The sequence below is a fragment of the Thauera sp. SDU_THAU2 genome (genome assembly GCF_038260575.1).
In the GTDB taxonomy this organism is placed as follows: domain Bacteria; phylum Pseudomonadota; class Gammaproteobacteria; order Burkholderiales; family Rhodocyclaceae; genus Thauera.
On sequence record NZ_JBBWUN010000003.1, the window covers coordinates 3,866,811 to 3,881,331 of the forward strand.

The 14,521-nt window shown below is 63.5% G+C and carries 11 protein-coding genes and 1 CRISPR repeat array (1 of these 12 running past the window's edge); of the genes, 9 read left to right on the forward strand and 2 right to left on the reverse strand.

Translation table 11 applies throughout. The annotated features are described in order from the left end of the window. Nucleotides 1–3,758: direct repeats of the CRISPR family, unit length 28 nt; unit sequence CTTCACTGCCGTATAGGCAGCTTAGAAA (it extends 3,968 nt beyond the left edge of the window). Between the two features lie 517 nt (nt 3,759–4,275). From AAFL97_RS19855 to AAFL97_RS19880, 6 genes are all read left to right on the forward strand, one after another. Next, nucleotides 4,276–5,391 carry a branched-chain amino acid ABC transporter substrate-binding protein gene (locus tag AAFL97_RS19855; RefSeq protein WP_341646395.1) on the forward strand — a complete coding sequence of 372 codons (1,116 nt, stop codon included), beginning with the start codon at nt 4,276–4,278 and terminating at the stop codon, nt 5,389–5,391. A 76-nt stretch (nt 5,392–5,467) separates the two neighbouring features. Next, nucleotides 5,468–6,400, forward strand: coding sequence for a branched-chain amino acid ABC transporter permease (locus AAFL97_RS19860; RefSeq protein ID WP_263460415.1), 933 nt, complete (start codon nt 5,468–5,470; stop codon nt 6,398–6,400). Between the two features lie 15 nt (nt 6,401–6,415). Beyond that, nucleotides 6,416–7,513, forward strand: coding sequence for an ABC transporter permease subunit (locus tag AAFL97_RS19865; RefSeq protein WP_341646396.1), 1,098 nt, complete (start codon nt 6,416–6,418; stop codon nt 7,511–7,513). Further along, nucleotides 7,510–8,283 carry an ABC transporter ATP-binding protein gene (locus tag AAFL97_RS19870; protein WP_263460413.1) on the forward strand — a complete coding sequence of 258 codons (774 nt, stop codon included), beginning with the start codon at nt 7,510–7,512 and terminating at the stop codon, nt 8,281–8,283. The genes AAFL97_RS19865 and AAFL97_RS19870 overlap by 4 nt, the downstream gene beginning before the upstream one ends. Next, entirely contained in the window at nt 8,273–9,007 is a 735-nt protein-coding gene (locus AAFL97_RS19875; RefSeq protein ID WP_341646397.1) for an ABC transporter ATP-binding protein, read from the forward strand. Before AAFL97_RS19870 ends, AAFL97_RS19875 begins: the two co-directional genes overlap by 11 nt. A gap of 222 nt (nt 9,008–9,229) precedes the next feature. Then, nucleotides 9,230–9,622, forward strand: coding sequence for a rhodanese-like domain-containing protein (locus tag AAFL97_RS19880; protein WP_263460411.1), 393 nt, complete (start codon nt 9,230–9,232; stop codon nt 9,620–9,622). Nucleotides 9,623–9,641: 19 nt separating this feature from the next. Here the strand turns inward: AAFL97_RS19880 and AAFL97_RS19885 are convergent, their stop codons facing one another. Together AAFL97_RS19885 and AAFL97_RS19890 are read right to left on the reverse strand one after the other, a co-directional pair. Beyond that, complete coding sequence (locus tag AAFL97_RS19885; RefSeq protein WP_341646398.1) at nt 9,642–11,141, reverse strand: YifB family Mg chelatase-like AAA ATPase; 1,500 nt, start codon at nt 11,139–11,141, stop codon at nt 9,642–9,644. A 99-nt stretch (nt 11,142–11,240) separates the two neighbouring features. Next, entirely contained in the window at nt 11,241–11,510 is a 270-nt protein-coding gene (locus AAFL97_RS19890) for an accessory factor UbiK family protein (protein ID WP_341647208.1), read from the reverse strand. 259 nt (nt 11,511–11,769) lie between these two features. Between AAFL97_RS19890 and AAFL97_RS19895 the strand changes: the two genes are divergently transcribed. Genes AAFL97_RS19895 through AAFL97_RS19905 form a run of 3 tightly spaced genes read left to right on the forward strand, consistent with a single transcriptional unit; the run spans nt 11,770 to nt 14,174 of the window. Continuing rightward, nucleotides 11,770–12,492: a TorF family putative porin gene (locus AAFL97_RS19895; protein WP_341646399.1), complete on the forward strand. Its 723-nt coding sequence runs from the start codon at nt 11,770–11,772 to the stop codon at nt 12,490–12,492. Nucleotides 12,493–12,522: 30 nt separating this feature from the next. Continuing rightward, nucleotides 12,523–12,861, forward strand: coding sequence for a P-II family nitrogen regulator (gene glnK, locus AAFL97_RS19900; RefSeq protein ID WP_068639083.1), 339 nt, complete (start codon nt 12,523–12,525; stop codon nt 12,859–12,861). Nucleotides 12,862–12,875: 14 nt separating this feature from the next. Continuing rightward, the gene (locus AAFL97_RS19905) at nt 12,876–14,174 is read left to right on the forward strand and encodes an ammonium transporter (RefSeq protein WP_341646400.1); all 1,299 of its coding nucleotides are present in this window, start codon (nt 12,876–12,878) and stop codon (nt 14,172–14,174) included. Nucleotides 14,175–14,521: the final 347 nt, after the last annotated feature.

A 14,521-nucleotide genomic window follows, 5' to 3' on the forward strand; every position in this document is an offset into this window, starting at 1 on the left:
CGCACTTCACTGCCGTATAGGCAGCTTAGAAATCATCGACCAGCCGCAGCCTGCCGTCGAAGTCCTTCACTGCCGTATAGGCAGCTTAGAAAGTTGAGGACAGCTTGACGTTCCGGCACGTCAGCTTCACTGCCGTATAGGCAGCTTAGAAATGGTACAGCGCACCGCCGGGGTCGTACAGATCCTTCACTGCCGTATAGGCAGCTTAGAAACGACCGTGCCGCGCTGCACCGCGCTGCGCTCGCTTCACTGCCGTATAGGCAGCTTAGAAAAGTGCTCACGCGATCGAGCCGCATGGACTTCGTCTTCACTGCCGTATAGGCAGCTTAGAAAGCTGCAGGTCCCTACTGCGCTGAAGAATCGCGCTTCACTGCCGTATAGGCAGCTTAGAAAATGCGCTGACCTGTGCGCGTGGTTTCCGGCGGCTTCACTGCCGTATAGGCAGCTTAGAAATCACCGACAACGGGCGTGTTGGCGATCTCGAGCTTCACTGCCGTATAGGCAGCTTAGAAAAAGGATGAGGTCAGCGAGCAGCCCGCCGCCGGCCTTCACTGCCGTATAGGCAGCTTAGAAAGGTGTGATGTTCGGGGCACAATGGCGCCGTCTCCTTCACTGCCGTATAGGCAGCTTAGAAAAACCAAGAGCATCCCGGAGCGCTGCGATTTCGCTTCACTGCCGTATAGGCAGCTTAGAAAATGAAGACAAGGTCGCTTTCGGCGGCGGCCAGCTTCACTGCCGTATAGGCAGCTTAGAAATGATCGGGCGAGACCTTCGTGCTGTCGGCTACCTTCACTGCCGTATAGGCAGCTTAGAAAGTGCCGAGAAAGGAAGACGGCGAGGGCATGAGCTTCACTGCCGTATAGGCAGCTTAGAAAACGCAGAGCAGCGCCACCCACGTCACCCTCGACTTCACTGCCGTATAGGCAGCTTAGAAAACGAATTCTCCGTCTTTGATGCGCGGCGTCATCTTCACTGCCGTATAGGCAGCTTAGAAATTGCCGCCCCGAGCGCCCACGACTGCGTCAGTCTTCACTGCCGTATAGGCAGCTTAGAAAGTGCAGATCAGTAGGTTCTCGGGCCGGTTGTCCTTCACTGCCGTATAGGCAGCTTAGAAAACGAAGGCGTGCTGCGCGATGTGCTGCTGTCGCTTCACTGCCGTATAGGCAGCTTAGAAATAATGTGCCGGCCGCATCCTCATCCGGGTTCGCTTCACTGCCGTATAGGCAGCTTAGAAAAAGGTGATGCTGGGAGGCGGCCGTGTCTACATCTTCACTGCCGTATAGGCAGCTTAGAAAGAGCAATCCGAGCGCGCCGTGCTGGACATGCTCTTCACTGCCGTATAGGCAGCTTAGAAATCGTTTTCCGGCAACCTGAAGCCGGCGGGGAACTTCACTGCCGTATAGGCAGCTTAGAAATGTTCCCGAGCAGCGGCATCGAGAGCGTTCAGCTTCACTGCCGTATAGGCAGCTTAGAAAACGACACGCAGGTTCACCAGCCGGTCGTCGAGCTTCACTGCCGTATAGGCAGCTTAGAAAGAAAGGACGCGGGGTTTTTTGCTTTTCACGTCCTTCACTGCCGTATAGGCAGCTTAGAAAATCGAGTTCCAGACCGCCGCTGCACTCGACAGCTTCACTGCCGTATAGGCAGCTTAGAAACAGAGCAAGGGCAAGTACGGCCCTTGGAAGGACTTCACTGCCGTATAGGCAGCTTAGAAATGCCTCGCAATCCGATTCACAAATACCCGTTTCTTCACTGCCGTATAGGCAGCTTAGAAAACGATCGACAAACTAATCGCCCTGCACCCTTGCTTCACTGCCGTATAGGCAGCTTAGAAATTGTCGCCGAGCTGCTTGCCCTTTTCATAAACCTTCACTGCCGTATAGGCAGCTTAGAAAGTGCAGCGCGGCTTCGTTCATGGCCTTGGTGACTTCACTGCCGTATAGGCAGCTTAGAAACGGTGCCATACGATCCGACGCTGCCTGCACACCTTCACTGCCGTATAGGCAGCTTAGAAACTTCCCGACCGGCTCACCCGGCACAACAAACTCTTCACTGCCGTATAGGCAGCTTAGAAAATCACCAGCACCGAGACGACAACCGAGCAGCCCTTCACTGCCGTATAGGCAGCTTAGAAAGGTGAAAGCCCGCTGAACCTGTTCAGGTTCCTCTTCACTGCCGTATAGGCAGCTTAGAAAAGCAGGCGCCAGCGCGAATCCGGACGACCTGGCTTCACTGCCGTATAGGCAGCTTAGAAAGTTATGCAGCATGAGGGCAAAGTCAACGGTCACTTCACTGCCGTATAGGCAGCTTAGAAACAGCGCGCCCGGGTGTAGTCGGCCTTGCTCTTCTTCACTGCCGTATAGGCAGCTTAGAAAACCCCGACCTGCTACGCAGGCGACCCGTAAAGCTTCACTGCCGTATAGGCAGCTTAGAAAATCCAGCCCATCTACGACCGCCACCGTGCCGGCTTCACTGCCGTATAGGCAGCTTAGAAAACAGCCGATCCGCTACCGTCGACGCGCGCAGACTTCACTGCCGTATAGGCAGCTTAGAAATGCACGGGGGCCAGCGGAACACGGTCTGCGTCCTTCACTGCCGTATAGGCAGCTTAGAAATCTGTGCTCGCCCGCTCCCCTGACTGGTTACCCTTCACTGCCGTATAGGCAGCTTAGAAAATGCCGCCCGCGTCTTGGGTCTTCGACGAGAACTTCACTGCCGTATAGGCAGCTTAGAAAATCGCGGCCGCTGTCGCCCTGGTATCCCTCAACTTCACTGCCGTATAGGCAGCTTAGAAACAGGTGCGGCGGGCGGGAAATCAGAAATGAGTTCTCCACTGCCGTATAGGCAGCTTAGAAAGCGCCGCCGGAGCTGCACACCACGTCAGCGCACTTCACTGCCGTATAGGCAGCTTAGAAACTCGAGGTCGTCTGCCGGCGTGACAGCTTCGTTCTTCACTGCCGTATAGGCAGCTTAGAAAAGCAGGCGCCAGCGCGAATCCGGACGACCTGGCTTCACTGCCGTATAGGCAGCTTAGAAATACCCCGCCGACCAGTTCGAAGAACTCCTCGAGCTTCACTGCCGTATAGGCAGCTTAGAAAAACGAGATCACATCTTGCGGACCATGCCGATGCTTCACTGCCGTATAGGCAGCTTAGAAAGAAATCGTCACCTTCATCGAAGGCCTGATGGTCTTCACTGCCGTATAGGCAGCTTAGAAATGTGTGACCGCCATCGCCATCCCCATCGTCACCTTCACTGCCGTATAGGCAGCTTAGAAAGCTACCGCGAGCCCTACCAGCGCCGCATCATCCTTCACTGCCGTATAGGCAGCTTAGAAAGCACGGTACGCGGCAATATCGTGTTCTGCTTCCTTCACTGCCGTATAGGCAGCTTAGAAAACTTCGACGCCAGCGTGCGTCGTGAAGCAGGTCTTCACTGCCGTATAGGCAGCTTAGAAATGGACAACCTGCGCACCGCCGGCATTGCCGAGCTTCACTGCCGTATAGGCAGCTTAGAAAGCCGCCTGCGCCAGGCCTGCCGCACTGATCGTCTTCACTGCCGTATAGGCAGCTTAGAAAGGCATGAAGCTGATCCCGGACCGGCCTGCGGCCTTCACTGCCGTATAGGCAGCTTAGAAATGTCCGCGCTCGTGGCGAACGGTTGGCGGCGTCTTCACTGCCGTATAGGCAGCTTAGAAAGAAGCAGCGGCGACCGCGCAACATGGCGTGATCTTCACTGCCGTATAGGCAGCCCAGAAAAACACCACGCCACAGCCGGCTTGGCGCCCCTGCACTGTCGCACAGACTAGCCACAGCTTATTGATTAACAAAAGCCACGCCATCATCGGCAACCCGAGCAATCTGCAGCCGACGCTTCACCAGACTCCAATGCGCCAGCGCCTCCCAGCACTCACCTTCCCCTTCCAGCACGCGCCCGCTCAGGGCAATCCACCATCTGGCACGACTTGTGCATCGCACCACCCGTATCCGATGCACCAAAAGGCTTGCAGGACTCGAACTTTGCCTTTCTCCACACAAGGCGCTGGCATTTGCCGCTGCGTTGCAGCACCGGGAGATGGCGCAAGGCCTCACGACGGGGCATATCTGCGCCCTGTTTTTGTGCAGAATACGCAAACTTTTGCCACATGGCGGACGTGCGCAGCAGTGGCAGGGGACAGGGGCCGGGCAGGCTTCGGCCTCGACGAGGGGAGACAAGGCCTCGCGGATGCATCGGACAACACCATCAGTCATCACCTGGGCTCGCAGGAGATCAAACATGAAGAAAACCATCGTCGCACTCGCAGTCATGAGCATTGGCCTGGGCGCTGCCCATGCGCAGCAGGTCGTCAAGCTCGGCAATGCCGCGCCGCTGACGGGCACCATCTCGCACCTGGGCAAGGACCTGGAGAACGGCACCCGGATGGCGATCGAGACGGTCAATGCCCAGGGCGGCGCCGACATCGGCGGGCAGAAGGTCAAGTTCGAGCTGGTCGGCGAGGATGACCAGGCCGACCCGCGTACCGGTACCACGGTGGCCCAGCGCCTGGTGGATGCGGGCGTGAAGGGGGTGGTCGGCCATCTGAACTCCGGCACTTCGATTCCAGCTTCGCGCATCTACGACCAGGGCGGTGTGCCGCAGGTGTCGCCGGCTTCGACCAATCCCAAGCTGACGCTGCAGAACTACAAGGGCGTGTTCCGCACCATCGCCAACGACGTGCAGCAGGGCGGCGCGCTGGGCGATTTCGCCGTGAAGACGCTGGGCGCGGCCAAGGTGGCGATCATCGACGACCGCACCGCCTACGGCCAGGGCCTGGCGGACGAGACCGACAAGGCGGTGAAGGCGGCCGGCGCCCAGGTGGTGGCACGTGAGTTCACCACCGACAAGGCGACCGAGTTCAACGCCATCCTGACCAAGATCCGCGCCGCCAACCCGGACGTGATCTTCTTCGGCGGCATGGACGCCCAGGCCGGACCGATGCTGCGCCAGATCAAGCAGCTCGGCATCAACGCCAAGTTCATGACCGGCGACGGCGGCTGCAGCCCCGAGATGATCAAGCTGGCGGGCGACGCGATCAGCTCGACCACGTATTGCTCGATGGCCGGCCTGCCGATCGAGAAGATGCCGGGCGGCGCCAAGTTCCGCGAGGACTACCAGAAGCGTTTCGGCGGCAACGTGCAGGTCTATGCGCCCTATGCCTACGATGCGGCGATGGCGATCATCAAGGCGATGGAGCGCGCGGGTTCGGTCGAGCCGGCCAAGTACCTGCCCGAGCTGAAGGCCACCAACTTCGACGGCGTGACCGGCAATGTTTCCTTCGACGACAACGGCGACCTGAAGGAAGGCGCGGTCACCGTCTACCAGTTCAAGGACGGCGACTGGGTCGCACTTTGAGCGACGGCCTGCCCCCGCGCGCCGCCGTGCGGGGGCAGGATCATTCAATCCTTCCTGAAAGCGCTACCCGTCGACAATGGAAACCCTCATCCAGCAACTGATCAACGGCCTGGTGATCGGCAGCGTCTATGCGCTGATCGCCCTGGGCTACACGATGGTCTATGGCATCCTCGGCCTCATCAACTTCGCCCACGGCGACGTGCTGATGGTCGGTGCGCTGACCGCCCTGCAGACCATGATGTTCCTGATGGGCGTCGCGCCCGGCATGTCGCCGATCTACATGCTGACCATCGCGCTGATGGTGGCGATACCGGTCTGTATGACCCTGGGTTTCCTGATGGAGCGGCTCGCCTACCGGCGCCTGCGCAACGCCCCGCGGCTGGCGCCGCTGATCACCGCGATCGGCATGTCCTTCCTGCTGCAGACGATCGCGATGATCATCTGGGGCCGCAACTACCACACCTTCCCGCAGCTCATCTCGACCACGCCGCTGCAGCCGATCGAGGGCGTGTTCATCACCCCGGTGCAGGTCATCATCATCGTCGCTTCGGCCGCGATCATGATCGGGCTGTCGCTGCTGGTGACCCGCACCCGCATCGGCCGTGCGATGCGCGCCACCGCCGAGAACCACCGCGTCGCCAGCCTGATGGGCGTCGACACCAACGCCATCATCGCCTTCACCTTCGTCGTCGGCGCGGCGCTGGCCGCCGTGGCCGGGGTGATGTACGCCAGCAACTACGGCATCGCCCACTACGGCATGGGCTTCATGCCCGGCCTCAAGGCCTTCACCGCCGCGGTGCTGGGCGGCATCGGCAACTTGGGCGGCGCGATGCTCGGCGGCATCATGCTGGGCTTGGTCGAGTCCTTCGGCGCGGGCTACATCGAACACCTCACCTTCGGTTTCCTGAACTCGTCCTACCAGGACATCTTCGCCTTCATCATCCTGGGCCTGGTGCTGATCTTCAAGCCCACCGGCCTGCTCGGCGAACGCGTGTCGGACCGTGCATAAGGGAAGCCCACGACCATGAACGAACTCGTTTCCGCCGTACCCTGGCTGGGCAAGCGCAACCCGATGGCGGCGCGCTGGCTCATCATCATCATCGCCCTGGCCGCGCCGATCATCGCCTGGCAGTTCGGCCGCAGCTGGGTGCGCATCCTCGACTTCGCCCTGCTGTACATGATGCTGGCGCTGGGCCTGAACCTGGTGGTGGGCTTCGCCGGCCTGCTCGACCTGGGCTACATCGCCTTCTACGCGGTGGGCGCCTACACCTTCGCCTTCCTCGCCTCGCCGCACTTCGACATACACATGCCGTTCTGGCTGGTATTGCCGCTGGGGGCGGCCTTCGCCGCGCTGGCGGGGATCATGCTGGGCTTCCCGGTACTCCGATTACGAGGGGACTATCTGGCGATCGTGACCCTGGGCTTCGGCGAGATCATCCGCATCTTCATGCTCAACCTGAACTACCCGGTCAACATCACCAACGGGCCGCAGGGCATCAACATGCTCGACCCGATCAACCTGTTCGGCTGGGATCTGTCACGCAACCTGCAGGTCACCGAGACCTTCTCGATCAATTCGCTGTTCCTGTACTACTACTTCTTCCTGCTGTGCGTGGCCGGCTCGATCGTGTTCATCCAGCGCCTGCAGATCTCGCGCGTCGGCCGCGCCTGGGCGGCGATGCGCGACGACGAGCTGGCGGCCAAGGCGATCGGCATCAACACCCGCAACATGAAGCTGCTGGCGTTCTCGCTCGGCGCCACCTTCGGCGGCGTCGCGGGCGCGCTGTTCGGCGCCTTCCAGGGCTTCGTCAGCCCCGAGAGCTTCAGCCTGATGGAGTCCATCGCGGTGCTGACGATGGTGGTGTTCGGCGGCATGGGCAACATCGCCGGCGCTATCGTCGGCGCCTTCGTGCTGGCGATGCTGCCCGAGATCCTGCGCGACATCGCCATTCCGCTGCAGCAGACGCTGTTCGGCACCGTGATCCTCGACCCCGAGGTGCTGCGCATGCTGCTGCTGTCGCTGGCGATGATCCTGATGATGCTGCTGCGCCCCACCGGCATGATCCCGGCCCGCGCGCGCTACGCCCACCCCGAGAACATGAAGCGGGAGGGTGCGCTGTGATCACGCTGCTCGAAGCCCGCAACATCGGCAAGCGTTTCGGCGGCCTGCAGGCGCTGACCGACGTCTCGCTGACGATCAACAAGGGCGAGGTCTACGGCCTGATCGGCCCCAACGGCGCCGGCAAGACCACCTTCTTCAACGTGCTGACCGGCGCCTACACGCCGGACGGCGGCGAGTTCGTCTTCAACGGCAGCGAACTGCCGGTCGGCAAGCCGCACAAGATCGTCGGCCGCGGCATCGCCCGCACCTTCCAGAACATCCGCCTGTTCCGCGACCTGACCGCGCTCGAGAACGTCATGGCCGGCCACCACATCCGCACCAAGGCGGGCGTGTGGGGCATCCTGACGCAGAACCGCCACACCCGCGAGGAAGAGCGCCTGACCACCGAGCGTGCCTATGAGCTGCTCGACTACGTCGGTATCGGCCGCTTCGCCGAAGTGGTGTCGAAGAACCTGTCCTACGGCGACCAGCGCCGGCTGGAGATCGCCCGCGCGCTGGCCACCGAGCCGCAACTGCTGGCGCTGGACGAACCCGCCGCCGGCATGAACGCCACCGAAACCGCCCAGCTCAAGCTGCTGATCGAGCAGATCCGCCACGACGGCGTCACCGTGATGCTGATCGAACACGACGTGAAACTGGTGATGGGCCTGTGCGACCGCGTCGCGGTGCTGGATTTCGGCAAGAAGATCGCCGAGGACGTCCCCTTCGAGGTGCAGAAGAACGAAGCGGTCATCGCCGCCTACCTGGGCGGAGGCAAGCATGCACACTAATCCCACGTCTCCGCTGCTGCAGTTGCAGAACCTGCAGATTTCCTACGGCGGCATCCAGGCCGTGAAGGGCATCGACCTCGACCTGTGGGCCGGCGAGCTCGTCTGCCTGATCGGCGCCAACGGCGCCGGCAAGACCACCACGCTCAACGCCATCGCCGGCGTGCTGCCGATCGCCGGCGGCAGCATCCTGTACCAGGGCGACAAGCTCAATGCCGTGCCGGCCCACCGGCGCCTGCGTCGCGGCGTCGCGCTGGTGCCGGAGGGCCGTGGCATCTTCACCCGCCTGACGGTGGAAGAGAACCTGCGCATGGGCGCCTACACGCGCAAGGACAAGGCCGGCATCGAGGCCGACCTGGAGCGCGTCTACACCATGCTGCCGCGCGTCAAGGAGCGCCTGCACCAGGTCGCCGGCACGCTGTCGGGCGGCGAGCAGCAGATGGTCGCGATCGGCCGCGCGCTGCTGTCCCGCCCCAGGCTGCTGCTGCTGGACGAGCCTTCGATGGGGCTGGCGCCGCTGGTGGTGGAGAAGATCTTCGAGGTCGTGCAGTCGGTCGCGCGCGACGGCGTCACCATCCTGCTGGTCGAGCAGAACGCCAACCTGGCGCTGGAATTCGCCCAGCGCGGCTACGTGATGGAGTCGGGCAAGGTCACCCTGACCGGCTCCGGCAGCGAACTGCTGGCCGACCCGAAGGTGCGCGAAGCCTATCTGGGCGAGATCGCCTGAGACCGGGGGCGCCCATGACTGGGCGCCGCTGCGTTGGGAGCCCCCGACCGGGCGTCCCTGACCGGGCGTCCCCGGTCGGGAGCTCCTTCGCGAGCCTCCCTCTCCCTTCCGGGGAAGGGGGAAAGTCATACAGCTCTCATGCGGCCTGCCCTGCCCGGAGCGCTTCCGCCGTTCGTACATTCGTTGTTCAGAATATAATCCTGCACTTCAGGAGAACGACGCATGAAGCAGATCACCCCCAAAGAAGCGCATGCCTTCCTGCAGGCGAACCCGGAAGCGCTGCTGATCGACGTGCGCAGCGAAATCGAATACCTGTTCGTCGGGCATCCGGTCGGCGCGATCCACGTATCGTGGAACGACGGCCCCGAATGGGAGGTGAATCCGCATTTCGTCGGCGAAGTACGCAAGCTGGCCGGCAACGGCGGCGGCCGTCCGATCCTGCTGATCTGCCGTTCGGGCAATCGCTCGGAAACGGCCGGCGAGGCCTTGCTCGAGGCCGGCTTCGAAGACGTCTACAACGTGCAGCACGGCTTCGAAGGCGAGCTCGACGAACACCATCACCGCAACTCGGTGAGCGGCTGGCGCTTCGACGGCCTGCCGTGGGAGCAGTGCTGAGGGGCCGGTCGGCCCGCGCTCAGCGCCCATCCAGGCTGCGGCGGTACTGGATCGCCTCGGCCATCTGCGCCGCTCCGGGCTGTGCGACACCAGCCATGTCCGCCAGCGTGCGCGCCACGCGCAGGACGCGGTGATAGGCCCGCGCGGAAAAATCCAGCCGGCTCATCGCCTGCTTCAGCAAGGCCGCACCGTCCTGGTCCGGCATGCAGAAACGCTCCACGCCGCGGCTGTCGAGCCGGGCATTGACCACGCCCTGGCGCTCGATCTGCACCGCCCTCGCCTGCTCGACCCGCGCCCGCACTTCCATCGACGATGGCCCGGGCGCAGCCGAAGCAAGCTCTTCGTGCTCCAGCACCGGTACTTCCACCACCAGGTCGATGCGGTCGAGCAGCGGCCCCGACAGGCGCCCGCGGTAGCGTGCGATCTGCTCCGGCGTGCATCGGCAGGCCTTGCGCGGATGGCCCAGAAAGCCGCAGGGACAAGGGTTCATCGCCGCCACCAACTGGAAGCGCGCGGGAAACTCCGCCCGCCGCCGCGCCCGCGATACGCTGATGCAGCCGCTTTCCAGCGGCTCGCGCAGGGATTCGAGCACACGGCGGTCGAACTCGGGCAGTTCGTCCAGGTACAAGACGCCATTGTGGGCGAGGGAAATCTCGCCCGGACACGGCGTTGCGCCACCGCCGACCAGCGCCGCCGCCGAAGCGGAATGATGCGGTGCGCGCATCGGCCGCTGCGCCCAGCGCGCGGCGTCGAAGCGGCCTTCCAGCGAACTCACCGCCGCCGTTTCCAGCGCCTCGGCCTCGGACATCGGCGGCAGCAGGCCGGGCAGGCGCTGCGCCAGCATCGACTTGCCGGTGCCCGGCGGCCCGAACAGCAGCAGCGCATGGGCACCGGCTGCGGCCACTTCCAGCGCGCGGCGCGCCTGTAGCTGGCCGCGCACGTCGGCCAGGTCCGGCCCCCGGGCAGGCTGCAGCGACGGGCTGCTGCACGGCTGCGGCGCCAGCGCGGTGTGGCCGTTCAGATGAGCCGCCACCGCGCACAGGCTGCCCGCCGGCAGCACCGTCGTCTCCCGGGCCAGCGCCGCTTCCGCCGCGTTGGCCGGCGCCACCACCAGCGCACGCCCCCCGCGTCCGGCCGCCAGCGCCACCGCCAGTACGCCGCGCACCGCGCGCAGTTCGCCGTTCAGCGACAGCTCGCCGCAGAACTCCAGGCCGTCGAGCAGCTTGCCGGACACCTGGCCGGAGGCGACGAGGATGCCCACCGCGATCGCCAGGTCGAAGCGGCCGCCTTCCTTGGGCAGGTCGGCCGGCGCCAGGTTGACGGTGATCCGCCGCTGAGGGAATTCGAACTGCGAAGTCTGCAGCGCGGCGCGCACGCGATCGCGCGCCTCGCGCACTTCGGTATCGGGCAGGCCGACGAGGCTGAAGGCAGGCAGGCCATTGGCCAGATGCACCTCGACCGTGACCTCGGGGGCATCGAGGCCGTCGAGCGCGCGGCTGCGCACGAGCGCGAGAGACATGCGGTTCTCCGGACTGGACGGATCGCCAGTCTAGCGGGAACGCATCGATGACAAAAGATTAAGCCGACATCATCCAGGAGATGGCGGCCGGGGCGACGCTCAGGCCGGCTTGTCACCCTCACCGGCGCGCGCACGCTCCAGCTCGGCGACGCGGGCTTCGAGTTCGGCGAGCTTCTGGCGCACGTGCGCCAGCACTTCGCGCTGGACTTCGAATTCCTCGCGGGTGACCAGATCGAGCTTGCCGAAGGCGCTGCCGAGCATGGCCTTGACGTTCTTTTCGATGTCGCGGGCAGGGCTGTTGGCGGCCAGTTCGGAGAGCTTGGCGCCGATTTCGTCGAGGAAGCGCGGAGTAGGGACATGTGCGTGTATCGATGGCCGGTGATGGATGGTGAAAGTCTAGCACGCCCGCCCGATCGGCCGCCGGCGCACCGCGCCGGTTCAAATGCACCACTTTGGTGCGTCACGCACCAAGTTGCGCCCGATTCCTTTGCGCGGCGCAACAAAAACACCCGGCAACACAACATCCTCCAGGCTGAAACCCGCATGAATCCTGGCACTCCGGGGGCTGGCACGAGGCCTGCTAAAGAGTGCTCGTCGGAAATCCAACTTCCTCTGCCAGGAGAGCACCATGCACAAGACGCTTGCTGTATCCGCCCTCATCGCCGCGCTTCCATGTGCCGGCATCGCCCATGCCGAGGACAGCCCCTTCTCGGCCAACGTGAGCATCGTCTCGGACTACGCCTACCGCGGCATCAGCCAGACCGACGAGCGCCCGGCGCTGCAGGGCGGCTTCGACTACACGCATTCGAGCGGCTTCTATGCCGGCGTGTGGGCCACCAACGTGTCCTGGATCAACGACGCCGAGGTCAGCAAGTCGTCCGGCAACAGCCTGGAAATCGACTTCTACGCCGGCTACGCGGGCGAAGCCGGCCCGATCGGCTACGACGTCGGCCTGCTGCAGTACTACTACCCCGGCAGCTACGGCTCGGTGTGGAAAGCGGAAACCGGCATGACCAAGCCGAACACGCTGGAAGGCTACCTCGGCCTGTCGTGGGAGTTCCTGTCCTTCAAGTATTCCTACGCCTTCACCGACCTGTTCGGCCTGCGCGACTCCGAAGGCAGCCAGTACTACGACCTCGGCGCCGAATTCGAGCTCGGCGCCGGCTTCAAGCTCGACCTGCACTACGGCTACAACGACATCAAGGGCGGCGACGACTATGAGGACTGGAAGCTCGGCGTCACCAAGGAATTCGGCGGCTTCGATTTCGGCCTGCACTACGTCGATTCCGACATCAAGCACTCCGACCTCGCCGACGAGCGCTTCATCCTGTCGGTCAGCAAGTCCTTCTGACCGGCCAGCCCGCAGAACTGGAGAAAACCCATGAAATTCATCGCAGCCATCATCAAGCCCTTCAAGCTCGACGAAGTGCGCGAAGCCCTGTCCGCCATCGGCGTGCAAGGCATCACCGTCACCGAGGTCAAGGGCTTCGGCCGCCAGAAGGGCCACACCGAGCTCTATCGCGGCGCCGAATACGTCGTCGATTTCCTGCCCAAGGTGAAGATCGAGGCCGCCGTGGCCGACGACATCCTCGACCAGGCCATCGAGGCCATCGAGAAGTCCGCCGCCACCGGCAAGATCGGCGACGGCAAGATCTTCGTCTTCGATCTGGAACAGGCCATCCGCATCCGTACCGGCGAGACCGGCCCGGACGCGCTGTAAGGGAGCACATCAAAATGAAAAAGCTGTTCGCATTCCTGCCGGCCCTGTTCGCCGCCGGCAGCGCCTTCGCCCAGGACGCCGCCGAAGCGGCCCCGGCACTCAGCGCCGGCGACACCGCCTGGATGCTGACCTCGACGATGCTCGTCATCCTGATGGTCATCCCCGGCCTCGCGCTGTTCTACGGCGGCCTCGGCCGCGCCAAGAACATGCTGTCGGTACTGATGCAGGTCTTCGTGATCTTCTCGACGATCACCATCCTGTGGGCCATCTACGGCTACAGCCTCGCCTTCGGCGGTGAAGGCACCTTCTACGGCGACTTCAGCAAGCTGTTCCTGAGCGGCATCACGCCGGACACCATGTCCTCGGCGCTGAGCACCATTCCGGAATACGTCTTCATCTCCTTCCAATCGACCTTCGCCGCCATCACCTGCGCGCTGATCGTCGGTGCCTTCGCCGAGCGCATCAAGTTCTCGGCGGTGATGATCTTCAGCGTGCTGTGGTTCACCTTCAGCTACATCCCGGTCGCTCACATGGTGTGGGGCGGCGGCCTGCTGGCCCAGGACGGCGCGCTCGACTTCGCCGGCGGCACCGTGGTGCACATCAACGCCGCCGTGGCCGGCCTGGTGGGCGCCTACATGGTGGGAAAGCGCATCGGCTTCGGCCGTGAATCGATGGCACCGCACAGCCTGACCCTGACCATGGTCGGCGCCTCGCTGCTGTGGGTGGGTTGGTTCGGCTTCAACGCCGGCTCGGCCGGTGCCGCCGACGGCATCGCCGGCCTCGCCTTCATCAACACCATCCTCGCCACCGGCGCCGCGACCGTGTCGTGGATTACCGGCGAAGCGGTGCTGAAGGGCAAGCCCTCGATGCTGGGCGCCGCCTCGGGCGCGGTCGCCGGCCTGGTCGCCGTGACCCCCGCCGCCGGCTTCATCGGCCCGATGGGTTCGATCGTCCTCGGCCTCATCGCCGGCCTGGCCTGCCTGTGGGGCGTGGGTGGCCTGAAGCGCCTGCTGCGGGTGGATGACGCCTTCGACGTCTTCGGCGTCCATGGCATCGGCGGCATCGTCGGCGCCATCCTCACCGGCGTGCTGGCAGCTCCCGGCCTGGGCGGCACCGGCGACGCGGACTTCTCGATCGCCTCGCAACTGTGGATCCAGACCTACGGCGTGATCATCACCATCGTCTGGAGCGGCGTCGTCTCGCTGGTCGCCTACAAGCTCATCGACGTGATGGTCGGCCTGCGCGTGTCGGAAGAGGAAGAGCGCGAAGGCCTGGACATCAGCGCACACGGCGAATCCGCCTACCGCATGTAACACCACCGCTGTCACCTGCGAAGCCGGCCCCTCCCCTGGCTTCGATCTCCACCGGCGCCCTGCGAGGGGCGCCGTTTTTTTCGTCTGCGCAGCTATCGAGAAATCGAATTTCCACGCACCGAAGCCAAAAAAATACCCGCTGTGTCGCGGGTATGGTTTTTGACTTCCTGCCTGGCTCGCCGCTCTCGTTCCTCGCGGCGCTTGTTCTTGTGGAACCGCATGTCCGCAGTCATTGAACAGGATCGGAATCAGGGCATTCCGAGGCTTCAGGCGCTTCTGCTTCTTCATTTCTCCATGCTCCAGGCAAGGTGACCGGTTCATGCCTTGGTCACCAGCGTCCCGAGCAA